This is a genomic window from Elioraea tepidiphila DSM 17972 (assembly GCF_000378465.1).
GTDB classification, from domain to species: Bacteria; Pseudomonadota; Alphaproteobacteria; order Acetobacterales; family Acetobacteraceae; genus Elioraea; species Elioraea tepidiphila.
In genome coordinates this window covers 44,026-67,670 of record NZ_KB899915.1, presented here as the reverse complement: position 1 = coordinate 67,670, position 23,645 = coordinate 44,026, and the positions used below count along the sequence as shown (strand labels likewise).

At 72.0% G+C, this 23,645-nt stretch carries 19 protein-coding genes; 7 read left to right on the top strand and 12 right to left on the bottom strand.

Annotated features, from left to right (window positions below):
* Positions 1–2: 2 nt before the first annotated feature.
* From F563_RS0106205 to F563_RS23815, 10 genes are all read right to left on the bottom strand, one after another.
* On the bottom strand, positions 3–764 hold the full coding sequence (locus F563_RS0106205; protein ID WP_019013787.1) for a nucleotide-binding protein: 762 nt from the start codon (positions 762–764) through the stop codon (positions 3–5).
* On the bottom strand, positions 761–1,699 hold the full coding sequence (locus tag F563_RS21780; protein ID WP_019013786.1) for a P-loop NTPase family protein: 939 nt from the start codon (positions 1,697–1,699) through the stop codon (positions 761–763). The genes F563_RS0106205 and F563_RS21780 overlap by 4 nt, the downstream gene beginning before the upstream one ends.
* 3 nt (positions 1,700–1,702) lie before the next feature.
* Positions 1,703–3,808 carry a flagellar biosynthesis protein FlhA gene (gene flhA / locus F563_RS0106195; protein ID WP_019013785.1) on the bottom strand — a complete coding sequence of 702 codons (2,106 nt, stop codon included), beginning with the start codon at positions 3,806–3,808 and terminating at the stop codon, positions 1,703–1,705.
* A gap of 7 nt (positions 3,809–3,815) precedes the next feature.
* The gene (locus tag F563_RS0106190) at positions 3,816–5,189 is read right to left on the bottom strand and encodes a sigma-54 interaction domain-containing protein (RefSeq protein WP_019013784.1); all 1,374 of its coding nucleotides are present in this window, start codon (positions 5,187–5,189) and stop codon (positions 3,816–3,818) included.
* A gap of 34 nt (positions 5,190–5,223) precedes the next feature.
* Positions 5,224–5,562, bottom strand: a complete 339-nt coding sequence (gene fliN / locus F563_RS0106185) for a flagellar motor switch protein FliN (RefSeq protein ID WP_019013783.1) — start codon at positions 5,560–5,562, stop codon at positions 5,224–5,226.
* On the bottom strand, positions 5,562–6,302 hold the full coding sequence (locus F563_RS23820; protein WP_019013782.1) for a hypothetical protein: 741 nt from the start codon (positions 6,300–6,302) through the stop codon (positions 5,562–5,564). Before F563_RS23820 ends, fliN begins: the two co-directional genes overlap by 1 nt.
* A 1-nt stretch (position 6,303) precedes the next feature.
* Positions 6,304–7,320, bottom strand: a complete 1,017-nt coding sequence (gene fliG / locus F563_RS0106175; protein ID WP_019013781.1) for a flagellar motor switch protein FliG — start codon at positions 7,318–7,320, stop codon at positions 6,304–6,306.
* Between the two features lie 3 nt (positions 7,321–7,323).
* Positions 7,324–9,000, bottom strand: coding sequence for a flagellar basal-body MS-ring/collar protein FliF (gene fliF, locus F563_RS0106170; RefSeq protein WP_019013780.1), 1,677 nt, complete (start codon positions 8,998–9,000; stop codon positions 7,324–7,326).
* Positions 9,001–9,168: 168 nt separating this feature from the next.
* A complete protein-coding gene (locus F563_RS21770) occupies positions 9,169–9,834 on the bottom strand; it encodes a flagellar hook assembly protein FlgD (RefSeq protein WP_019013779.1) in 666 nt (221 codons plus the stop codon).
* 11 nt (positions 9,835–9,845) lie between these two features.
* Positions 9,846–11,018, bottom strand: coding sequence for a flagellar hook-length control protein FliK (locus F563_RS23815; RefSeq protein ID WP_019013778.1), 1,173 nt, complete (start codon positions 11,016–11,018; stop codon positions 9,846–9,848).
* 883 nt (positions 11,019–11,901) lie between these two features.
* Here F563_RS23815 and F563_RS25090 point away from each other — a divergent pair.
* The 6 genes from F563_RS25090 to F563_RS0106130 all read left to right on the top strand — a co-directional run bounded on the left by F563_RS25090 (position 11,902) and on the right by F563_RS0106130 (position 18,935).
* Positions 11,902–12,261, top strand: a complete 360-nt coding sequence (locus tag F563_RS25090) for a flagellar biosynthesis repressor FlbT (protein ID WP_019013777.1) — start codon at positions 11,902–11,904, stop codon at positions 12,259–12,261.
* Between the two features lie 170 nt (positions 12,262–12,431).
* Positions 12,432–14,708: a flagellar hook-basal body complex protein gene (locus tag F563_RS0106150; RefSeq protein ID WP_019013776.1), complete on the top strand. Its 2,277-nt coding sequence runs from the start codon at positions 12,432–12,434 to the stop codon at positions 14,706–14,708.
* Positions 14,709–14,734: 26 nt separating this feature from the next.
* The gene (locus F563_RS0106145; RefSeq protein ID WP_019013775.1) at positions 14,735–16,318 is read left to right on the top strand and encodes a flagellar hook-associated protein FlgK; all 1,584 of its coding nucleotides are present in this window, start codon (positions 14,735–14,737) and stop codon (positions 16,316–16,318) included.
* Between the two features lie 14 nt (positions 16,319–16,332).
* Positions 16,333–17,454, top strand: coding sequence for a flagellin (locus tag F563_RS0106140; protein ID WP_019013774.1), 1,122 nt, complete (start codon positions 16,333–16,335; stop codon positions 17,452–17,454).
* 63 nt (positions 17,455–17,517) lie between these two features.
* A complete protein-coding gene (locus F563_RS0106135) occupies positions 17,518–18,267 on the top strand; it encodes an SDR family oxidoreductase (RefSeq protein ID WP_019013773.1) in 750 nt (249 codons plus the stop codon).
* A complete protein-coding gene (locus F563_RS0106130) occupies positions 18,264–18,935 on the top strand; it encodes a DUF1194 domain-containing protein (protein WP_019013772.1) in 672 nt (223 codons plus the stop codon). Before F563_RS0106135 ends, F563_RS0106130 begins: the two co-directional genes overlap by 4 nt.
* Before the next feature lie 67 nt (positions 18,936–19,002).
* On the opposite strand, the gene F563_RS0106125 is transcribed toward F563_RS0106130, so the two are convergent.
* Positions 19,003–20,589 carry an ABC transporter substrate-binding protein gene (locus tag F563_RS0106125; protein WP_019013771.1) on the bottom strand — a complete coding sequence of 529 codons (1,587 nt, stop codon included), beginning with the start codon at positions 20,587–20,589 and terminating at the stop codon, positions 19,003–19,005.
* A gap of 58 nt (positions 20,590–20,647) precedes the next feature.
* Positions 20,648–21,805, bottom strand: coding sequence for a YbfB/YjiJ family MFS transporter (locus tag F563_RS21755; protein WP_019013770.1), 1,158 nt, complete (start codon positions 21,803–21,805; stop codon positions 20,648–20,650).
* A 190-nt stretch (positions 21,806–21,995) separates the two neighbouring features.
* Here F563_RS21755 and F563_RS0106115 point away from each other — a divergent pair, with 190 nt between their 5' ends.
* Complete coding sequence (locus F563_RS0106115) at positions 21,996–23,645, top strand: amidohydrolase (RefSeq protein ID WP_026299369.1); 1,650 nt, start codon at positions 21,996–21,998, stop codon at positions 23,643–23,645.

Below are 23,645 nucleotides of genomic sequence, written 5' to 3'. Positions count from 1 at the left end.
GATCAGGCGACCGCGGCGAGCAGCGACCCCGCGATCGCCTCGACATCGCGCGCGGCCTCCGCTGTCGGGTGACGCGTCAGGAGCGGCGTCTGGCGGCGGATCGCGTCCGCCACCCGCGCATCACGGCGCACCACCCCCGCAAGCGGCGGCGTGACGCCAAGGAAACGCGCGCAGGATTTCTGCAACACCGCCGCCGTGCGCTCGCCGTTCGCGCGCGAGGACGCCATGTTGACGACGATGCGCCGATCCCCACCCGGCGCATCGGTCTCGGCGAGCTTCAGGCAGGCATAGGCGTCCGTCAGCGCGGTCGGCTCCTCGGTGGTCAGCACCATCAGCGTGTCGGCCGCGCTGGCGAGGCGCCGTTGCAGCTTCTCGATGCCGGCGCCGAGATCGAGAATCGCGACCTCCCAGCGCGACGGCGCGGCCAGCGCGTCGAGGATGCGCTCGGCCGCGACCTGATCCGCGCCCGAAAGCGCGCCGGAGCCGGAACGGCCCGCGACCACATCGAAGCCGGCGGCCACGTGCATGGCACAGGCGTCCAGCGACCCGCCCTTCAGCAGCGCGGCGATGTCGCGATCGGGATCGAGGCCGAGCTGCACATCGACATTCGCGAGCCCGACATCGCAATCCACCAGCAGCACGCGGTGGCGTTGCGCGGCGAGCGCCTGGGCCAGGGTGATCGCGAACCAGGTCTTGCCGACACCGCCCTTGCCGGAGGCGATGGCGATCAGCCGCGGCGCGCGCGGTCGGGGCGGTGCCGTCATGCCATGACGTCCTTGCGAAGGCTGCGCCGCGCCGCGGGCGGGGCGAGCAGCCAGGCTTCGAGGGTGGCCGGGTCGAGCGTCGTCAGCCCGTCGGTCGCGCCGGGTCCCGTGCCGGCCTCGGCGAGCGCCAGATCGCCGGCAGCGGCCGCCGCGACGACAGCGCCGATGCGCCGCGCGACATCGAGCCGGGTGGGCAACAGGTGGCGCACGCCGCGCGCGGCCATCGCGGCGGCGATGTCCTCGGCCTCGATCGCATCCGTGCCGGCCGGCAGCACCAGCGCTGCCGCCGCGCCGACCGCTTCGATCAGCGCGGCGAGCTCGGTGCCGTCCTGGTCGCAGAACGGATCGATCCCGGCCATGTCCACCAGCGTCGGCGCCTCCATCGGGCGGCGCGCGATCGCCTTGGCGAGCCGGGGGATGTCGGGCGCGACCACGAGGTTGAGGCCGAGCAGGCGCGTGTAGGCCGCGAGCTGATCGACCGCGCCGGCGCGCCTGCCATCGGCCGCGATCACGGCGGGTGCGGTGCCCTCGATGCGCAGCCGGGTCGCGAGCTTCGCCACCGTCAGCGTCTTGCCGGCGCCGGGAGGGCCGCAGAGCAGGAGGACCGTGCCCGGACTGAGCGGCAGCTTCGCGAAGCCGAGCGTCTCGGCCATGCCGGCGGCGAGCGAGGAATTGGCGGCCAGCGCCTCGATCCGTGACTCCGGCACGCCATGCGCGCGCAGCGCGGCAACGATCGTCCGGTCCGGCGCCGCACGGCGCGGCCCAAGGGGCACCACCCGCTCGAGCGGCTCATCCTCCACCGGTACGGCCGCGGTCACTTCGACGCCGCCCTGCGCTCGGCGCGTCGTCAGGATCAGCGCGTCCTCGCCGAGCGCGGCGCGTGCCTGCGCGAGTGCCTGCGCGGTGGTGCGAGCATGGAAGACACGAAGCCGCATGGGTCAGATCGTCCCCACCGTGCGGATGCGCGCGCGCGCGTGCACCTCCGTCTGGCTCAACACCGGGGTCGAGGGCCGGAACCGCTCGACGATCGCGCGGATATGCGGACGCAGATGCGGACTGACCAGCAGCGCAGGCTGCTCGCCCATGGCGGCGGCGCGGTCGAACACGTCGCGCACCTTGGCCATGAACTCCTGCAGCTTGGTCGGCTGGATCGCGAGTTGGCGATCCTCGGGCGGGCCGACCATCGACTCGGCGAAGACGCGCTCCCACTCCGCCGAGAGCGTCACCAGCGGCACATAGCCGTTCGGACCCATCAGGCTGTCGGTGATCTGGCGCGCGAGCCGGTTGCGCACCGAGGCCAGCAGGGCGTTGAAGCCGCGCGCACCGCCGGCGGCATCCTGGATGCCTTCCAGGATCGTCGGCAGGTCGCGGATCGAGACGCGCTCGGCCAACAGCGCCTGGAGCACGCGCTGGATCGTGCCGGTGCCGACCTGCGCGGCGGTGAGATCGGCGACCAGGCGCTGATGCTCGCGCGGCAGATCATCGATCAGCTTCTGCGTCTCGGCGAAGGAGAGCAGCTCGGCCAGATGGTCGCGCACGAGCTCGGTCAGGTGTGTCACCAGCACCGAAGCCGGATCGACCACCGTGTAGCCGCGCGCCGCCGCCTCGTCGCGCAACGTCTCCTCGATCCAGGCGGCGGGCAGGCCGAAGGCCGGCTCGGTGGTGCGCTCGCCCGGCAGCCCGATCGGCCCACCGCGCGGGTCCATCGCCATCATCATGGTGGGGCGAAGCTCGGCGCGCCCGGCCTCGATCTCCTTGAGCCGCACGACATAGGTATTGGGCGGGAGCTGGACGTTGTCCTGGATGCGCACGGGCGGCAGCAGATAGCCGAGCTCGACCGCGAGGCTGCGGCGGAGGCCGCGGATCTGTTCGGTGAGCCGCTGGCCGGATTCGCCGGTGGCGAGCCGCAGCAGGCCGTAGCCGAGTTCCAGCCGGATCGCATCGATGCGAAGCGCCTGAGCGGGATCCTCCTCAACGGCGGTGGCCGGCGCTTCGGTGAGCGCCGCATCCGCGACATCCGCCCCCGCCCCGGCCTTGTGGCGCGCCCAGGCCCCGGCACCGGCGGCACCCGCGAGCAGCAGGAAGGGCAGCATCGGCAGGCCTGGCATCAGCGCGAGCACGGCCGCCGCACCGGAAGCGAGCGCGAGCGGCTTCGGGCTGCCCGCGAGTTCGCGCATCAGCGCCTTGTCCGCGCTGCCCTCGACACCCGCCTTCGTGACGACGATGCCGGCGGCGGTGGAGACGAGCAGTGCGGGGATCTGGCTCACCAGACCGTCGCCGATCGTAAGCAGCGTGTAGGTGGTTGCCGCGTCGCCGAGCGCCATGCCCTGCCGGCCGACGCCGAGCGCGAGCCCGCCGACGATGTTGATCAGCGTGATGATCAGACCCGCGATCGCGTCGCCCCGCACGAACTTCGCCGCGCCATCCATGGCGCCGAAGAACGCGCTCTCCTCCTCGAGCTGCTTGCGCCGTGCGCGCGCGCCCGCCTCGTCGATCAGCCCGGCGGAGAGATCGGCGTCGATCGCCATCTGCTTGCCCGGCATCGCATCGAGGCTGAACCGCGCCGCGACCTCGGCGATGCGGCCCGAGCCCTTGGTGATGACGACGAAGTTCACCAGCACAAGGATCGCGAACACGATCAGGCCGATCACCACGTCTCCGGCCATCAGGAATCCGCCGAACGCGGCGATCACCTGGCCTGCCGCCTGCGGACCTTCATGCCCGGCCGACAGGATCAGCCGCGTCGAGGCGATGTTCAGCCCGAGCCGCATCAGCGTCGTGATCAGCAGGATCGTGGGGAAGGACGTGAAGTCGAGCGGCCGGTGCATCAGCACCGACGTCATCAGGATCAGGATCGAGGAGGTGATCGAGATGGCGAGACCGAAATCGAGCAGCAGTGTGGGCAGGGGCACGACCAGGATGACGACCAGCAGGCCGACACCCAGCGCCATCAGCACGTCCGAGCCGGGACGCGCGTCGCGCAGGCGGTCGAGCAGTCCCGCCCCGGCGGCCGGCGCGGCCGCGGTGTTGGCCTCTGCCGCCATGCTCAGCTCAGGCCGGCACGCGGTCCGCGAGGCCGGCGGCCGGCACCTTCACTCCGGCGGCGGTGTATTCGCGCAGCTTGTTGCGCAGCGTGCGGATCGAGATGCCGAGGATCGCCGCGGCGTGCGTCCGGTTGCCGAGGCAGTGCGTCAGCGTCTCCAGGATCAGATCGCGCTCGACATCGGCGACCGTGCGGCCGACGAGCCCGGTCGGCGTGCCGGCGGGCGCGGCGGCGACCACGCGCGCGACCGCCCCGTTCGTTGCCGGAGCGGGCGTGGCCCCGTCATCCAGCGGCAGCTCGATCGCCTCGGGCCCGATCGTCTCGCCGCCGGCCAGCAGCACGGCGCGGTGGATCGTGTTCTCCAGTTCGCGCACATTGCCGCGCCAGGGCTGCGTCTCGAGCAGGCGCATCGCGTCGGCGGCAATCGGGCGGTAGGGCAGGCCGTTCACCTCGGCGTAGCGGTGGGCGAACATCTCGGCGAGCGGGGCGATGTCGCGCGGCCGCTCGCGCAAGGGCGGCACGGTCAGCGTGACGACGTTGAGGCGGAAATAGAGGTCCTCACGGAACGTGCCCTTGCGCACCTCCGCCTCCAGCGGACGGTTGGTGGTGGCGAGGATGCGCACATTCACCTTCACCGGCTCCGATCCACCGAGCCGGTCGATCTCGCGCTCCTGGATCGCGCGCAACAGCTTCGCCTGCAGCCGCACATCCATCTCGCTGATCTCGTCGAGCAGCAGCGTGCCGCCATCGGCCGCCTCGAACCGGCCGATCCGGCGCGCGATCGCGCCGGAGAAGGCGCCTTTCTCGTGGCCGAACAGCTCGCTCTCCAGGAGGTTCTCGGGGATCGCGGCGCAGTTGACGGCGATGAACGGCCCGGCCGCCCGGCGCGAGCGGCGGTGGATGTGGCGCGCCATCACCTCCTTGCCGGTGCCGCTCTCGCCGCGGATCAGCACCGAGGCCTCCGAGGCCGCGACCTGCTCGGCGCGGCGCAACGCGGCGAGCATCACCGGATCGGCCGCGACCGGGGCGCGGCCATCGCCGCCGATCGTCTCCAGCATGGTCGCGATCAGCTCGGCATCGGGCGGCAGCGGCAGATACTCGCGCGCGCCGGCCCGGATCGCGGCAGCCGCGCGCACGGCATCGGCGCGTGTGCCGCAGGCGATCACCGGTGCGGCGATCCGCTCGGCCGCCATCGCCGCGATCAGCTCCTCGATGCCGAGCTGCACGTCGCACAGCACCACGTCCGAGCCACGCCCGGCGCGCAGCTGCGCCAGCGCCGGCTGGACGTCATCGGCCTGGGTGATCTTCGCCCCGCGCGAGATGGCGATGCGCGCCGCCTCGCCCAGCTCCGCCGACATCGACCCCACGATCATCACGCGCATGGCAGCGCTCCCGTCTGTTTCCGCACCGCCAGCGTCAGGCGCTGCGATCGGCCTTCACGATCTCGGTCATGGTCACGCCGAGCCGGTCGTCATCGACCATCACCACCTCGCCGCGCGCGACCAGGCGGTTGTTGACGTAGATGTCGATCGCCTCGCCGAGCTTGCGGTCGAGCTCGACCACGGCGCCGCGACCCAGTTTCAGAAGCTGGCTCACCTGCATCACCGACTTGCCGAGCACGGCCGAGACCTGCACCGGGATGTCGTAGACCGCTTCGAGGTCGCGCACCGAGCGCATCGGCTGCGGATCGGCCTCCGCGGGCTGGCTCGGAGCCGGATCGAGATCCTTGAGCTCCATCGGCGGTTCGTTGCTCATCACGCGCTCTCCTGCACGGCGGACGTGGGGGTCAGGGCGCCGAAGGCTTCGGCGAGGATCCGCGCAGTCGCGTCCGCGACCGCGGCGAGATCGAGTCGCGCCTCGCCGGAACTCCAGCTCACGCGCACCGCACGCGCATCGAGCGAGGCATCGGCGACGACGTCGTTCGGCAGGTCCACGCCGCTCCGCCGCGCGGCCTCGCTGAGCACGCTGGCCACGCGTTCGGCGACCGCCGGGGCGGCAGCGACAGTGAGCGCGATCTCGGGCCCCAGATTGGCGCGCAGCTCGGCGAGCAGCGCGCGCGCCTGGACGGGCAGCAGCCGCGCGGCGTGTTCGGCCGTCTGCGCCGCGACGGCAGCGAGCACCGCGTCGGCGAGCCGGGCATCGGTGCGCTCGGCGGCCGCGCGCGCCGCGGCGGCCGAGGCCGCGAGCTCCCGCGCGGTCGCCTCCAGCGCGGCCGTCTCGCGCGCGGCGTGGCTTGCCGCCGCCTCGGCGAGCCCGGCGGCCCGGCCTTCGGCGAAGGCTTCCGCGCGGGCGAGTTCGAGATCCTCGATCCCGAAGGTCGGCGCGATGATCTCGGGCTCGGGCGGCGGGGGCGGCGGCGGGTCGAAGCTCTCGCCGAACAGGGTGCGCCGCGACGGCTTCGACTCGTCGGGGAACAGCCGCTTCGGTGCGGCGAGCGCGGAGAGCGGCACCGGCTTCGCGCCGCGCGTGTGACCGTTCATCGGATTGCCCGCCATCTCAGTACACGAGCTCCTCTTCGCGCCCGTCGGACAGCATGATCTGGCCGGAGGCGGCGAGGTCCTTGGCGGTGGCGACGATCGTGGCCTGCGCCTCCTCGACATCCTTCAGGCGCACGGGGCCCAGCGCCTCGATGTCCTCGCGCAGCATCTTGCCGGCGCGCTCGGAGAGGTTCTTGAAGAACAGGTCGCGGATGGTCTCCGACCCACCCTTCAGCGCCAGCGCGAGCTTCTCCTTCTCGACCGCGCGCAGCAGCACCTGGATGCCCGCGCCGTTGACGCGCACCAGGTCATCGAAGGTGAACATGAGGCTCTTGATGCGCTCGGCCGCCTCGCGGTTGCGCTCCTCCAGCGCCGCGAGGAACCGGCCCTCGGCGGCGCGATCGAGGTTGTTGAAGATGTCGGCCATGATCTCGTGCGCGTCGCGACGCTGGGTGCGCGCGAGGTTGGACATGAACTCCGAGCGCAGCGTCCGCTCCACGCCTTCGAGCACGTCCTTCTGCACGCTTTCCATGCGCAGCATGCGCATCACCACTTCCATGGCGAAGGCATCGGGCAGGAGCTGGAGCACCTTGGCGGCGTGATCGGCGCGCACGCGCGAGAGCACGAGCGCGACGGTCTGCGGGTACTCGTTCTTGAGGTAGTTCGCGAGCACCGCCTCGTTGACGTTGCCGAGCTTGTCCCACATGGTCCGTCCGGCGGGTCCGCGGATCTCCTCCATGATCTGCGCGACCCGCTCCTTCGGCAGGGTCTTGGCGAGCAGACGCTCGGTGCTCTCGAAGCTGCCGATCAGGTTGCCGGCCGCACTCATCTGGCTGGCGAATTCGTGGCAGAGCCGCTCGACGATCGAGGACGAGACAGGTCCCAGCGTCGCCATCGCCGAGGACACCTCCTTGATCTCGTCCTCGTGCATGAGCGCGAACAGCTTGGCCGCACTCTCCTCGCCGAGCGCCATCATCAGCACCGCCGCCTTCTGCGGCCCCGTGAGGCTGCGATAGTCTTCCTTCGCGCGTGCCATGGCTCAGCCCTCCTGCGCCATCCAGCCGCGCACGACCGAGACCGCTTCCTCCGGGTGCTTCTCGGCGAGTTCGGCGACGCGGCGGATCGAGGAGGCGCGCATCTGCCCCTCGATCTGGGCGATGTTGATCATGCTTTCGCCACCGCCACCGCCGCCGGAGCCGAGCGCAAGCGGCGAGGCGGGCGAGCCGAGCGCCGGCGCGCCGGCCGAGCCATCGCCAAGCGCGGGCGCACCGGACGGCGCGGGCAGGGCGGCCACCCCCTCCTGCGGCGCGCCGAGCGTGCCGGCGGAGCTCTCCGTCTGGCCGATCCGCTCGAGCGCGCGTCCGGCCAGAGGACGCGCGACCAGCAGCAGCGCCAGCAGCGCGACGATGCCGAACACCACCGTCTCGACCACACGGACGATCTCGGCGCGGCCGATCGGCAGGCCGAACAGCGACTCCTCCTCGGCCGCGGGCGCCAGTGCGTCGGCGAAGCGCAGGTTCACCACCTCGACGCGGTCGCCGCGGCTCTCATCGAACCCCACTGCGCTGCGCACCAGGGTCGCGATCCGGGCGAGCTCCTCGGCGCTGCGCGGCTGAGGCTCGGCGCCCGGCGCCGCCGGCGCATGATCGACCAGCACCGCGACCGAGAGGCGGCGCACCATCGGCGTGTCGCGCACGATCTGGCGCGTGACGCGGCCGATTTCGTAGTTCGTGGTCTCCTCGGTGCGGCTCTCCTGCGAGCCGGCCTGGTTCTGCTGCGGCTGCGGGTTCGGCAGGTTGTTGCCGACCGTGACGTTCTCGTTCCGCTCCGTCGTGCGGCTCTCCTCGGTCACGGTCTGCACCGACCGCGCCACCTGCTGGTCGGGGTCGAAGCTCTCGCGGCTTTCGGTGACCCGGTCGAAATCCATCTCGGCCGTGACCTCGGCGCGCACGCGGCCGACGCCGAGCGTGCGCTCCAGCATCTCCTCGACCGCGCGGGTCAGGCGCATCTCGTGCGCCCGGCGCATCTCCTCGGCGTTCATGGCGAGCCCCATGCCGCCGACCGCCTGGCCGGAGCGCGCGAGCAGCGAACCGCGATTGTCGATCACGGAGATGTTCTGCGGCTTCAGCCCCGGCACCGCGGCGGCGGCGAGATGCACGATCGCCTGCACCTGCTCGCGATCGAGCCGTTGCACGCCCGCCATGGTCAGCACGATCGAGGCCTGCGCCTCGCCCTCGCGGCGCGAGAACGGATCGCGCCGCGGCAGCACAAGGTGCACGCGCGCGGCGCGCACGCCGTGGATCGAGCGGATGGTGCGCGCGAGCTCGCCCTCCAGCGCGCGCAGATGGTTGATCCCCTGCTGGAACGAGGACGCGGTGAGCCCGTCGGCGCGGTCGAAGATCTCGTAGCCGACCGAGCCGCCGGCCGGCAGGCCTTCGGCCGCGAGCGAGAGCCGCACCCGCGGCACCTGGTCGGTCGGCACCAGCACCTGGGTGCCATTCGCGCTCAGACGGTAGGGGATCCGCTGGCGCTCCAGCGTGGCGACGATCTGCGCGGCGTCGCGCTGTTCGAGCTCGCCGTAGAGCAGCGCCATCGGCGGCTGGCCGGCGCGCGCGGCGAGGAACACGATGACGCCCATCACCGCGATCCCGACCGCCCCAAGTGCGGCGAGCCGGACCGGCCCAAGCGTCTTCAGCCCAGCAAGGAACGCATTCACGATCGCACCCTTCCCTGAAGGCCCCTGCCGCCGAACCGCGACCGGGACCTCCCGTACGCCCGCATGCCGGGCGGGCGTTCAGCCATGCGGGAGCGTGACCGAAAGGGCTTACGCGCGCGTTAACACCGGGCAGATTTTGCCGATCGGCAGAACCCGCCCGGTCGCGGCTCAGCGGTCGGGGGCGACGGCCCGGATCGCGCCGGTGTCGATCTGCAGCTTGCCCATCGACAGCATCAGCGCGCCACCCGAGCGCTCAGCACCGGTGATCCGGCCGATCACGGTGGTCGGCACGGTCTCGAGCGAGGTGCCGTACTGGGCCTGCACGGTGACGCTGTAGGCGCCGTCCGGCCAGCGCTGGCCGTTGCCGGTCACGCCGTCCCAGGCGAATTCCTGCCGGCCCGCCCGCGTCTCGCCAGGACCCTGCGCGACCACGCGGCCGGTGGCATCGCGGATGGTGATGGTGACCGAGGTTGCGTCGGCGCGCAGGGTGTAGGCGCCGCGCGCCTCGCCCCATTGCAGCGCGACCTTGTCGCTGTCGGCCTCGACCGTGCGGCCGATCAGTGGGGTCAGCGCGGTGAGCTGCGTGGTCTCCTGAACCCGGATCAGCCGCTCGAGATGAGTGTTGGTGGCGAGCTGCTGCTCGACCTGGGCGAACTGCACGAGTTGCTGGGTGAACTGGTTCGTGTCGAGCGGCGCCGTCGGATCCTGGTTCTGCAGCTGGGTGGTCAGCAGCTTCAGGAAGTCCTGGAAGTTCGACGCGATCTGGTTGCGCGAGGCGAGCGCCGATTGCTGGCGCTGCGCGGCGGTGAGCGTGGCGGCGGAGAGGTCGGTCATCGGGGCGTCCTCTAGATGGCGATGTCGAGCAGGCTCAGCGGGTCGCGCGGGCGTGCAGGTTCGGGTTGCGGGCTGGTGCTGGAACCGGGTGTGGCGGCGCCGTTGCCGCGCTGCTGGCGGCCGTCCGACCCGCCGCCGAGGTCGAAGGCGAGGCTGCGGCCCTCCGCGCCGACACCCGCCTGGGCCAGCGCCCGGTCGAGGATCGCGGCGTCGCGCATGAGCAGGTGCAGCGTCTCGGGCCGCTCGGCGAGCACCGCGATCGCGACGCGCCGCTCGCCCTCGCGCGAGACCTCGACCTCGATCCGGCCGAGCTCCTGCGGATCGAGCGTCAGGGTCAGGCGATCCGGCATGCCCGCCGCGCCGGCGGCGAGGGTGATCAGCACCGGCGCGATCTGCTGCGCCGGGGGGGTGGGTGCGGCGCGCGGCACCGGCGGGGCGGCGGCAACCGGGGCGGCGCGCTCGACCGGCTGAAGCTGGGGGAGGGCCTCGGCGGCCCCGGACGGCGCGAGGACGCGCGGCGCGGCCTCGGTGCGCGGCGGCGGCTGTTCCGTGCGGTCGGCCGGGTTGCCTCTGGGTTCGGCCGGTTCCGTTGTCGGTTCCGCCGCCTGTGCGGCTGCCGGCCGCGGCGCATCGGTGGCAGGCGCGGGCTCGGCCGGGTCCGGACGCGCCTCGGCTGGCGCGCGCGGCGCCGTCTCGGCGGGCGCCGGGCGGGGGGCCGGTTCGGCTGCGTCACCCGGCGGCGTGGGGGCTCCGGCGCCAGTGGTCGCCGCGGCCGTGCCGACACCACCGCGCGGACGCGGCACGTCACCGGCGGGGCGTGGGGCCGGTGTCGCCGCGGCGGCAAGGCCCAACGTCTCGGGCGTGGGCTGCCCTGCGGGGGGCTCAGGGGCCGGCTGATCGGCGGGCACGCCATCGCGCGCGTCAGGTGGCGGGGCGTCGGGCGCGGTCCCGGCGAGGTTGCCGGCCGCGCGCGGCTGCGGGTCCGTGTCGGCCACCGCCGTCTGGTCGGTGACGCGCGGCGACGGTTCATCCGCGAGACGGCTGCGGCTCCGCCGCTCGGCCTCGGGCCTGGCCTCGACGCCGGATGGGGCCACGCCGTCTGGGGCGGCGGCATCGCCCAGGGCCTCAGGATCGGACGCGAGGGTCGGGCGGGCATCGACCGGTCGCGCCTCGACCGGTGGCACGCCCCGATCCGCCGCAGGGGCGGGCGGAGGGCGAGACCCGGGGGCGGTCATCTCCTCGGCGTCGGGACCGTGACCTTCGGCCCGCGCGGGGCCTCGGACCCCGTTCGACGGTGCCGGCTGCGCTTCGATCAAAGCCTCGGCCTGCGGCGCGGCAGCGTCCTTTGCCGACCGCGGCGTGGCGGTCGGGGCCGGCCTCGGCACCGCCGACGGCACGGGAGACGGGGCGGCCGGTGGGGAGGCGGTGTCCCGGGCCTCCGGCATTGGCGCAGCCGGTGGCGCGTCGGCGTGCTCGGTCGCGGCCGTGACCGCCTCGGCAGGAGCGCCGATGGGGGCGGCCGCATCAAGACCCGAGGTCGTCGGCTCGACCAGAGCAGCACCCGTGTCCGGTGCGGGAAACGCGATCGTCATCCTGATCGCGTCGGCAGGCATGGGTCGCGTTGCGGCTGCCGGCGGCAGCTTTGCGGGCTCGCCCCCGGCCATCGCAAGCGCAAGCTCGGCCGCGAACGCCGGCCCTTCCGCCTCGTCGGCCCCGAACAGGCCCGGCGCGGCGCTGTCAGGCAGCGCCACGGGCATGGCGGGAGCAGGAGCGATCGTGATCATGCAGGACCCGTCGCAAGTCCCGGGCCAAGTCGTGCGGCACGCCGGGATGGCCGTCCGGCGCGGCCGGATCGTGGTCGCGCCTGGCCGCCCCCCCCCGGCAGGGTCTGCCGGCGACCCGGCAGGGGTGAGCCCGGTAACGGTTGTATTTGCCGGGCGCCGCGTTGGGCCCGGCTGCGCAATCCGGTGCCACCGGCTGCGCGCTGCCACTCGGCACGGCGGTTGCTGGACGCTCGCTCCGATGATCCCGCGCCGGCAACGGCATGGGCGGAACAGGAGCGGCAGAATGCCCTTGAAAGTGGTGCTGCGACCCGGCGAGACAGTGGTCGTCAACGGCGCAGTGATCGGCGCCGGCGATCGCACGGCAACGATCTTCCTGCATACCCAGGCACAGTTCCTGCGCGGGCGCGACATGCTGCGCGAGACCGACATCGACGGGCCGGAGCGCCGGCTCTACTACGCGATCCAGTGCCGCTACCTCGGCCGCGATGCGGCGGATGCGGATGTCGCTGCCGCGCTGGCAGCAATGCGGCTCGCGCGCGCGGATGCCGTGACCGAGCTCGACGCGATCGAGGCCCTGCTCGCCGAAGGCCGGGCCTACCAGGCGATGCGGCGCGCCGCCGCGCTGTTCCCCGCACGCGACTGACGCGCGGCCTGCCCGGCAGGCCTTGCCGGGTAGGACGGAACCGGCACGGCGTGGCTCGGCGCGCAGTGCCGCGCGGCCACGGGAAACCCGCAGATTTCCGCCACGCCGCGACTTGGCACGGGACCTGCTGGGACGATCCCGACCCACTCTGCCAGCACAGCGAGGCACCCATGTCCCTGTTCGGAGCGATGACCACGGCGATCGGCGGGCTCACCGCGCAGTCGCGCGCGCTCGGCCACATCTCGGACAACGTCGCCAACAGCCAGACAATCGGCTTCAAGCGCGTCGACACCAACTTCGTCAGCTACGTGACGAACTCGAGCCAGCGCCTGCATGCGCCGGGCAGCGTCGTCGCGCGGCCCGACTACACCCATAACCTGCAGGGTACGATCGAGCAGACCGAGAACCGCACCGCGCTCGCGATCGCGGGCCAGGGGTTCTTCACGGTCGCCTCGCAGAACGGCGAGGTGAACGGCCTCCCCACCTTCGACCAGCGGCAGTTCTACACCCGTGCGGGTGACTTCGCGCTCGACCGCAACGGCTATCTGGTGAACAGTGCCGGCTACTTCCTGCAGGGCTGGGGCGTCGACACGGTGACGCGCCAGATCGACCGTTCCGGCGTGCAGCCGATCCGGGTCAGCCAGCTCGTCTCGAATCCGGTCGCCACCAGCGAGGTCGTGCTCGCCGCCAACCTGCCAGCCAATCCGCCCGAGGGGCAGAACACCTTCACCTCGATGGTCGGCATCTACGACGCGCTCGGCGAGCAGCGCACGCTCTACGTGCAGTGGACCAAGGCCGGCGCCGACAACTGGCGCATGGACGTGATCGCGCCGGGGAGCGGGCTCGATCCGGTCGGCGGCGCAGGAACGATCCCCGGCTTCAACGACCAGCAGATGAACGCGTTCAACGTGAACGGCACGGTGCAGCCGATCCGTCAGACCGACGACGTCGATCTGCCCGCCGTGATCACCGCCGGTCAGGTCTACAGCGTCACCATCAACGGCATCGTCGTCAGCTACACCGCGACCGCGGCCGAGGCGGGGCTCGGCAGCCCGGGCGCGCAGCAGGCGATCCGCAACCAGCTCGTCAGCCGCATCAACACCGACAGTGCCACCCTCGGCGTGACCGCGGTGGTGGTCGACGACGACACCTTCCAGCTGCGCGCGGTGAATGCCGGCACGCCCTACACCGTGACCACCTCGACCAGCCTCGCGCTCTCCAACCCGGTCACGAACGTCGCGCCCGCCTACCAGACCGACAGCTTCGTGCTGACCGGCACCGTCGGCGAGGTGGGCGACAGCTTCACCGTTTCGCTGTCGGGCATCACCGGCGGGTTCCCCTCCACGAAGTCCTGGACCTACACCACCAACGGCGAGGAGGGCTCGATCAACGCGATCGCCAACGCGCTCGCCGCCCAGATCAATGCCGACCCGGAAAGTCCTGCGATCGCCAGCGTCCAGGGCGGCATCCTGACGCTGAAGGCGAAGGCCGGGGTGCCGATCCCCTCCTGGAGCGTCGATGGCGGGCAGAGCGACGTCACCGTGCCCGGCGGCCCCTTCGCGGGCGGCGAGGTGTTCACCGTCACGCTGAACGGCACTGACTACACCTACACCGCGCTCGCCGGCGACACCGCCACCGACGTGCGCGACGGCCTGATCGCCGCGATCCCGTCGCTCCCCGGCATCACCGTCGGCGCCGTCGGCGGCAATCAGCTCAGCATCACCACCACCGCGGGCGCGCCGCTCGAGGTCGAGGTGACGCCGACTCTCGCCGCCACCACCACCGGCACGCGCACCACCAACGGCAACATCCCGCCGCATATCCAGGTGAGCTTCGGCGGCGGCGGCGATCCGCTGCGCGCCGGCACCATCACCGCGATCTCGGGGGCGAACATCGCCGGCGGCACCGCGACCGTGCCGGCCAACCAGCTCACCGGCGACCGCGCCTATGTGGACGTGGTGGTGAACTACGGCCAGGGCCCGCAGAACGTGCGCATCTTCCTCGGCTCGTTCGGGCTCGCCGACGGCGTGACGCAGTTCGCCGGCTCCGACTACGCCCTGCGCAGCCTTGCGCAGAACGGCGTGCCGCAGGGCAGCTTCTCCTCGCTCGCGCTGAACGAGACGGGCGACGTCGTGATCAACTACGACAACGGCCAGAGCCGCGTGATCGCGCGCGTGCCGGTCGTCACCTTCAACGAGGCCGACAAGCTCGAGCGCATCGACGGCCAAGCCTTCATGCGCACGGTCGAGTCGGGGGAGGCGAAGGTGCTCGACCCCTCGCGCGATGGCGCCGGCAAGCTGGTGGTCGGCTCGATCGAGCGCTCGAACGTCGACATGGCATCCGAGTTCTCGAAGCTCATCGTTGCCCAGCGCGCCTACACCGCGAACACGCGCATCGTCACGGCATCGGACGAGATGCTGCTCGACACCCTGAACATGAAGCGCTGAGCCGGAAGGGCTAGACGGAGGACGCGATGGGGCTGGACGCCGCACTCGGCATCTCGGTCTCGGGGCTGCGGGCGATCAACCAGCAGCTCCGCGTCGTCTCCAACAACATCAGCAATGCCGAGGTCCCGGGCTACACCGCCAAGACGCTGCCGACCACCAGCGTCGTCGCGGCCGGCAAAGGGATCGGCGTTGCCACCCAGCCGGTGCAGCGCGCGACCGAGGCGGCGCTGCAGCGCGCGATCTGGCAGCGCGAGGCGGGGGTTGCGGCCGCGCAGGTGCGCGCTTCCGTGCTCGCGCCGCTGGAGGCGCTGCACGGCCGGCCCGAGAACGGCGACAGCCTCGCCGGGCTGACGGGCCGCGTGCGCGACGGCTTCATCGCGCTGGCCGCCCACCCGTCCTCGACCAGCCTTCAGGTCGAGATCGTCGATGCCGCGGCGGCGCTGGCGAACAAGCTGAACATGCTGTCCGGCGCGGTCACGGACGCGCGCAACCGGTCCCAGCAGATGCTGGTCGAGGGGGTGGCCGAGGCGAACCGGCTGCTCGGTGAGGCAGGAAGCCTCACCCGCGAGATCGTCCGGCTGAAGGCCGAGGGCCAGGGCACGGCCGAGCTCGAGGACAAGCGCGACATGGTGATCGGCCGGCTCGCCGCGCTGATGGACCTGCGCGTGGTGCTGACCGAGAAGGGCGAGATGACCGCCTTCACCAAGGGTGGTCAGACCGTGCCGCTGCGCGACGGAGCGCTCGCCGTGAACGGCGCCTCGCTCGCGCCGCAATCGTACTACGAGCCGGGCGGCGGCACGGTGCCTCCCGTGCTGCTGATCGATTCCGCGGACCCGACGAAGCCCGTCGATCTCACGCGCGGCCAGCTCGGCGGCGAGCTCGGCGCGCTGATCGGGCTGCGCGACGAGACCCTGCCACGCATGCAGGCGGAGCTCGACGAGTTCGCGCACAAGCTCGCGCGCCGCTTCGACCAGCAGGGGCTCCGGCTGTTCACGGATGCGCGCGGCAACGTGCCGCAGGAGCAGGTCGGCGGCGGCCAGAAGGGCTATGTCGGATTCGCCGCCGAGATCCGCGTGTTCGCCGCGGTGGTCGAGAATCCGAGCCTGACGCGCGACGGCACGCACGCCGTGCCGGGCGGGCTGCCGCCCTGGCCGGCCACACGCGAGGTGCAGGCGCCGTACGGCGATCCGTTCACGCCCAACCCGCCCGGTGGGCCGGCCTCGTTCGACCTGCTGGTCAACCGCATCCTCGACTTCACCTTCGGCAGCCAGCTCGGCGTGGGGCGGCCGCATGATCCGCCGCTGCTGACCACCGGGCTCGGGCCGCGCGGCGACCTCAGCTCGCCGATCGCCTCGACCGGGACGCTCGCCGATTTCGCCGCGGCCCTCGTCTCGGCCCAGACCGCCGAGCACGCTGCCGCCAAGGCCTCGGCCGAGAGCCTGGCCTCGACCCGCGATCTGCTGGCGAACCGCTACGCCGATGCGGTCGGCGTCAATCTCGACAAGGAGATGGCGCTCCTGATCCAGCTCCAGAACGCCTATGCCGCCAACGCGCGCGTGATCACCGCCTCGCAGGCGATGTGGGACGCGCTGCTGGCGGCGGTCCGCTGAGCGGGAGAGACGCGATGCAGGTCAATTCCTCCTACGGCACGATCGGTCGGCTGCTCGCCGGCGCGCTCACCACGCGCGACCGGATGGATGGCCTGGTGCGTCAGGCCTCGACCGGCCTCAAGGCCGAGAGCTTCAGCGGGCTCGCACCCCAGGCGCGCATGTCCATCGACCTGCGCGCCGAGGTCGCGCGGCGCGACACCTATGCGCGCGCGATCGAGACCGCCGAGGCGCGCATCACGGTGACGCAGTCCACGTTGGGGCGCATCGGCGAGCTCGCCTCCGACATGGCCAAGCGTGCGCTCTCGCTGATCACGCTCGGCGAGACGGCGGTGGATGTGGTGGCGCAGGAGGCGCGCGGGGCGTTGCAGGAGATCGCCAGCCTGCTGAATGTGCGCGCGGGCGACACCTACGTGTTCGGCGGATCGGACAGCGCCCATCCGCCGGTGCCCAACGCCTCCGCGATCCTCCAGACCGGATTCTTCACCCAGATCCAGGCGGCGACGCAGCAGCTCGGCGTACCGTGGGATGATGACGGCAACCCGCTGACACCCGACGTGCCGCGCAGCGCGGCGCAGGTGATGGCCGATACGCTCGCGATCGCCGCCTCGGATGTGTCGGGCACCACGCCCTTTTCCGACTTCCTCTCGACGGCGGCTCCCGGCGGTGGGCTCGGCGAGCCGCGCACCAGCCTGCTCGCGGAGGACGGCACGCGCATCGTCTACGGGCTGCGCGCCAACCAGAACGGTGTCGCGCAGTCGGCGGCCGATCCGCCGACCACCGGCAGCTTCATGCGCGATCTGATGCGCGGGCTCGCGATGCTCGGCAGCCTCACCGAGGCGCAGGCGGCGGAGCCCGAATTCACCGAGCTGATGCAGCAGATCGCGAACAGCCTGCAATCGGCGGGTCGCACGCTCGAGGACGAACGCGCCGCGATCGGGGTGGCCGAGCAGCGGCTCGCGCGCACCAAGGAGGCGCATGCGGATCTTCAGGTCGTGCTGAAGGCGCAGATCTCGAAGGTCGAGGACGTCGACATCGCCGAGGTCACGGCGCGGCTTCAGCTCCTCCAGGTGCAGCTCGAAATGTCCTATCGGCTCATCGGCGGGCTGCGCGACATGAACCTCGCCCGCTACGTCTGACGCCGGCTTCCCCGACGCGCGATCTGCCGACACAATGCGCCCCTCACCAAAGGAGGGGAGCGGATGGCCGACAGGATCGCGATCGTCACCGGTGCGGGCTCGGGTGTGGGACGGGCGGCCGCGCTCGCGCTGGCGCGCGCGGGCTGGGCGGTGGTGCTGGCCGGGCGGCGCAAGGACGCGCTCGACGAGACCGCCGCCATGGCGCCCGCGGGTGCGCGCATCCTCGCCGTGCCGACCGACGTGTCCGATCCCGCCTCGGTCGGCGCGCTGTTCGCCGCGACCAAGCGCGAGTTCGGTCGGCTCGATCTGCTGTTCAACAACGCCGGAACCAACGTGCCCGGCACGCCGTTCGAGGACCTCACGCCCGAGCAGTGGAACGCGGTGGTGGCGGTGAACCTGACCGGCTCGTTCCTGTGCGCCCAGGCGGCATTCCGCATGATGAAGGAGCAGAGCCCACAGGGGGGCCGCATCATCAACAACGGTTCGATCAGCGCGCACACCCCCCGCCCCGACAGTGCCCCCTACACCGCGACCAAGCACGCGATCACGGGACTCACCAAGACCATCGCGCTGGACGGCCGCAAATACGACATCGCCTGTGGCCAGATCGACATCGGCAATGCGGCGACCCCGATGACGCAGCGCATGCAGCGCGGCGTCAAGCAGGCGGACGGCCGCGTCGAGGTCGAGCCGACCATGAATGTCGATCACGTCGGTGACGCGATCGTGCACATGGCGGGCTTGCCCCTGGAGACGAACATCCTGACCATGACGATCATGGCGACCAAGATGCCGTTCGTGGGACGGGGATGAGGCGACGCGCGCTCGTCGCCGGCGGGCTGTCGATCCTGGCAGCCCCGGCGCGCGCGCGCGAACCCGTGGACGTCGCTCTGGTGCTGGCGGCCGACGCCTCGGGCTCGATCGACGAGGACGAGCTCCGGCTTCAGAAGGAGGGCATCGCCAAGGCGGTGGCGGATGCCCGTGTGCTGGAGGCGATCCGCTCGCAGCCGCTCGGGCGTACGGCCTTCGCCTATGTGGAGTGGGGCTCGCCGGGCGGGGCGGCGACCATGGTGCCATGGATGACGGTCGGTGACGCCGAGGGGGCGGAGCTCTTCGGCGCGGCGGTGGTGCGCGCGCCGCGCTCGGTGCAGTCCTGGAACGCGATCGGCGATGCGATCGTGCACTCGGTGGCGCTGCTCGATGCGTCGCCGTTCGAGGCGACGCGGCGCATCATCGACGTCTCCGGCGACGGGCCGGACCGGCGCAGCCTGACGCCGGCGCCCGAGGCGCGCGACGCGGCCGTGGCCAGGGGCATCACGATCAATGCGCTCGCGATCATCCTGCGCCCTGCGATGCGCAGCCTGTCCGACTCCTATGCCCGCGAGGTGATCGGGGGCCCGGGCGCCTTCGTCGAGACCGCCGAAGGCCGTACCGAGTTCGTCAACGCGCTGCGCCGGAAGCTGATCCGCGAGATCGCATGACCTTGTATGGGCGGCTGGTGCGGACGGGCGGTGAGTCCCCCTGGCGCGTGGGTGCGAGCCTTAGCCCCTATCGCTTCTCGACGCCCCAGAACACCGGGATCGTGGTCTGCCGCAGCCCGTGCACGTTCGTCCGGTGCGCGGCCAGCGTGCGGAACTGGCCGGCGTTGATGTACGGCAGCACCTCGTAGGCGCGCGCGTGGACGGCATCGAGGATCGCGCGCCGCTTCGCCGGATCGCGCTCCTCCCACCACGACCGGCGCAGCTCCTCCAGCCGCGGGTCGCACGGCCAGCCCGTCAACCCGCCTTCGCAGGGGCTGGCGAGGTAGAGGTTGGTCAGCGGATTCTGCCCGTCGAGCACGTTCGCGACCGTGACGAACAGGTTCCACCCACCCTGGTCCGGTGCCTCGCGGCGGTTGCGCCGTTGCGTCAGCGTGGCCCAGTCCATCGTCGGCACATCCATGGTGAGGCCGCCCTTGCGGAGCGCCTCGGCCATCGTGAGGGTGGCGGCGTTGTTGATCGGGCTGTCGGCCGCGTTCATGAACACCACGCGGCGGCCGTCGTAGCCGGCCTCGCGCAGCAGCGCGCGCGCGGCCTCGACATTCGGCTCGCGCAGGCCGACTGCGCCCGCGTGACTCTCCAGCGGCGAGTTGCAGAAGAAGTAGGCGGGGCAATAGGGCACCTGCTCGGACGGACGCACGCCGATCGCGTTCAGCACGTCCTGCTGGTTGATCAGATGCAGGAGCGCGATCCGCGCGCGCGGGTCGTTGAACGGCGGATGCAGGTGGTTGATGCGCAGCCACACCATGAAGCCCACCGGATTGAGCGCGAACAGCCGGATGTTGCGGTTGCGCTCCAGCACCGGCACGAGGTCGGGTGAGGGCTGCTCGATGAAGTCGATCTCTCCTGTTTGCAGCGCCGCGGCCGCGGTCGCGGCATCGGGCATCGACAGCCACTCGATCCGTTCGAGCTTCGCGACCTTGCCGCCGGCGAGCCCGTCAGGGTCCTCCGCGCGCGGGCGATAGGCGGGGTTGCGCAGATAGACCGCGCGCTGCCCGGCCTGCCACTCATCGGCCTTGAAGATGAACGGCCCCGAGCCGGTCGCATCGGTGATCGCGGTGGTCGCGGGGGTCGATGCCACGCGCTCGGGCATCACGAACAGCGCGCTCGCGGTCGGGCGGGCCAACGCCTCGGTCACCAGCGCGAAGGGACGGTTGAGCCGGATCGTGAAGGTCCGCTCGTCCACCACCTCCATCGCCGCGGTCGCCGCGGCGAGCGCGCGGCCCACCACGTCGCGCTGGCTCCAGCGGCGGATCGAGGCGACCGCGTCGGCCGCGCGTACCGGCGCGCCGTCGTGGAAGGCAAGCCCCTCGCGCAAGGTGAAGCGATGCGTCATGCCGTCATCCGACGCCTCATGGCGCTCGACCATCTGCGGCTTCGCCTCGCCCTTGCTGTCGAGCGCGAAGAGCTGATCGTAGACCATGAAGCCGTGATTGCGCACGAACGCCGCGGTCGAGACGACCGGGTCGAGACTCGCGAGGTCGTTGATCAGCACGATCCGGAGCGTCGACTGCGGTGTCGGCTGTGCGACCGCCGGGGCGGCGAGCGACGCCGCCAGCGCGGCAGCCGTCAGGAGGCGGGTGGACCAGGGCGACATCGCGGCTCTCCTCGGAGATGCGGACGCGTCACGATAGCGGTTCCGTGCGCCTCGGCAATTACCTGTCCGGCGCGCGGTCGCGCGGCAGCAGCCCGAGCGAGATCACCGCCATCACCGCACCCGCGACGAACAGGGGCGGATGCCGCTCCAGCCAGGCGAAGGCGGCCGCCGTGCCCCACGCCCCGAACGCCTGGCCGAGCGCGAAGGCGATGGTGGCGGCGCGCCAGAACCGCGCCGCCCCCGCCGGGCCGGCGAGTTCCACGGCGCGGTTCAGCACCAGCGGCGGGATGCCGGGCGTGAGGGACCCGACGACCAGTGCGGAGACGAACGCCGTCGGCACGGTCGGCAGCAGCACGGGGAACAGGATCGCGCTCGCCTGCACCATCACCGCCAGGTCGAGCGTGCGGCGGAAGCCGAGCCGGTCACCGATCCAGCCGCCCGCGATCGGCCCCATCGCCGCGCCGATGCCATAGACGACGAACGCCGCCGAGCCCGCCGCGATCCCCGTGCCGAGTCCACGCGCGACATAGTCCGAGATCAGGATCATGTGCGGAATGACCGGGATCGCGTTCACCCCATAGGCGATCACCAGCCAGCGGAGCGGCTGCGCGGCCGTGCCGTCATGCGGCGGCGGGGGCGGTGGGCTCGGCGGCCAGCCGCGCCAGCCGATGGCGGTGAACGCGGCCGCCGCACCCGCGAGGCCGAACCAGGCGGTCGGCACGCCTTCGCGCAGCAAGGCCGGCAGAGCGGAGGAGGCGGCAACGATGCCGATGCCGACGCCGGCGAACACGATCCCGCCCATCCGGCCGCGCCGCGCCGGCGGCACCGCGGCCAGCAGCGAGGGCGGGCCCAGCACCATCAGCACCCCGCCCGTCACGCCGGCGAGCGCGCGCATCGTGCCGAACACGACGAGCCCTGGCTTAAACCCACAGACCAGGAGCGACGCGGCGGTGGCGAGCATCGATCCCCGCATCAGCACCGGCAGCGCCACCACACGGCCGAGCGGGCGCGCGATCATCGCGCCAGCGAGATAGCTGATCAGGTTCGCCGCCCCGAGCCCGGCGGCCTCGCCCGGCGTGAACCAGCCGGCGGTCACGAGTGCCGGCAGCAGCGGCGTGTAGGCGAAACGACCGAGGCCGAGCCCGACGACCAGCGCGGCAAGTCCGGCGAGCGCGGATGTCAGGATCGAGGGGCGAGGTGGGGCTGTGTGACTCATGGTGATCCGCCGAGTGTGCCACCTCGGCTTGACGGCACAATTCGCCGCTGCCAGGACTATCGCAAAGAAGGGAACGCCGCCGGGGAGCTTCAGGCATGAAATCATCCGTGCCGTGCGCGCGTGCAGGCATGTCCCTCGGGAAGGACCAAGAAGCCCGTGCGCCTGCGCGCCGTGGTGACTGGAGCGCGTGATGGCGGGATCTGGCGTGGATCTGGTGGTGTCGGGTGGCCGCATCTGGTGCGGCCGCGACGCGGGCTTCGTCGAGGCGCTCGCGGTGGCGGGCGATCGCGTGATCGCCGCAGGAGGCCGGCACGAGGTCGAGCCGCTGGCGGGTGCGGCGACACGACGCATCGATCTCGCCGGACGCTTGGCGATTCCCGCGTTCAACGAAGCCCATATGCATCTGCTGCCCTACGGTCTCGGGTTGTCTCACGTGAACCTGCGCGCCGAGGAGGTGCGCACACTCGATGAGGTGCTAAGGCGCATCGGCGCGGCGGCGAAGGCGGCGCCCAAGGGCGCCTGGGTGCTGGGGCGCGGCTACGATCACGGCGCGCTCGATGTCGGCCGGCATCCGACCGCGGCGGAGCTTGACCGTGTTGCGCCCGATAACCCAGTGGCGATCCGGCGCACCTGCGGGCACATGCTGGTCGCGAACACGGCGGCGATGCGGCTTGCCGGCGTCGGTCACAATACGCCCGATCCCGAAGGCGGCGTGATCGAGCGCAAGGGCGGCACGCTCACGGGGCTGTTCCAGGAGCGCGCGATGCGGCTGATCCTGGATCACGTGCCCGTGCCCGACGAGGCGCGCATGGTGGATGGCATCCGCGCCGCCTGCGACGACCTGGCGAGCCGCGGCTTCGCCTCCGCGACCGACATGAATGTCGGCATGATCGCCGGCATGGCCGAGATTCCGGCCTACCGGCGCGCGCTCAGCGAGGGCGCGCTGTCGCTCCGCATGTGGCAGGTGCTCGCCGGCAATCCCGAGGGCATCGCCCAGGCCGCGTGGGAGCAGGGCCTCCGGCCGATGGACGGCGACGAGAGGTTGCGCTGGGGCGCGGTGAAGGTGTTCGCCGACGGCTCGGCCGGCGGGCTGACGGCGGCGTTCTTCGATCCGTATCTGGAAAGCGCGGGCGGCGGCACCGGCGTGTTCTGCTTCCCGACCGAGACCATGCATCACCTGCTGGCGCTCTATCACCGTCAGGGCTGGCAACTCGACATCCACGCGATCGGCGATGCCGCGATCGAGCAGGTGCTGAGCGGGATGGAGGCGGCGGACACGCCCGAACACCCGGTGCCCGGCCGGCGCCACCGAATCGAGCATTGCGGGTTCCTCAACGCCGGTCAGCGCCGGCGCATGAAGGCGCGCGGCATCCTGCCCGTGCCGCAGCCCGTGTTCATGTACGAGTTCGGCGACCTCTACGTGACCAATCTCGGCCGGGAACGCGCCGAGGCGGCCTATCCGATGCGCACCTGGATCGAGGAGGGGCACGAACCCTCGGCGAGCTCGGATGCGCCGGTCTCGACGGTCGATCCCTTCGTCAACCTGTTCAGCATGCTGACCCGCAAGACCAACAAGGGCACCGTGCTCGGCCCGGACGAGACGATCACCATGGAGCAGGCGCTGCACGCTTACACCTATGCCGGTGCCTACAGCCAGTTCGCCGAGGCGACGCGCGGCACGCTCGCGCCGGGCATGCTCGCCGATATCGCGGTGATCTCAGCCGATCTCTTTTCGCTCTCCCCCGAGGAGGTGCTGACGGCGCGCGCCGATCTGACCATCCGCGGCGGGGAGGTGATCTTCGACCGGCACGGCGAGGTCGCCGCCGCGGCGGCCCAGTAG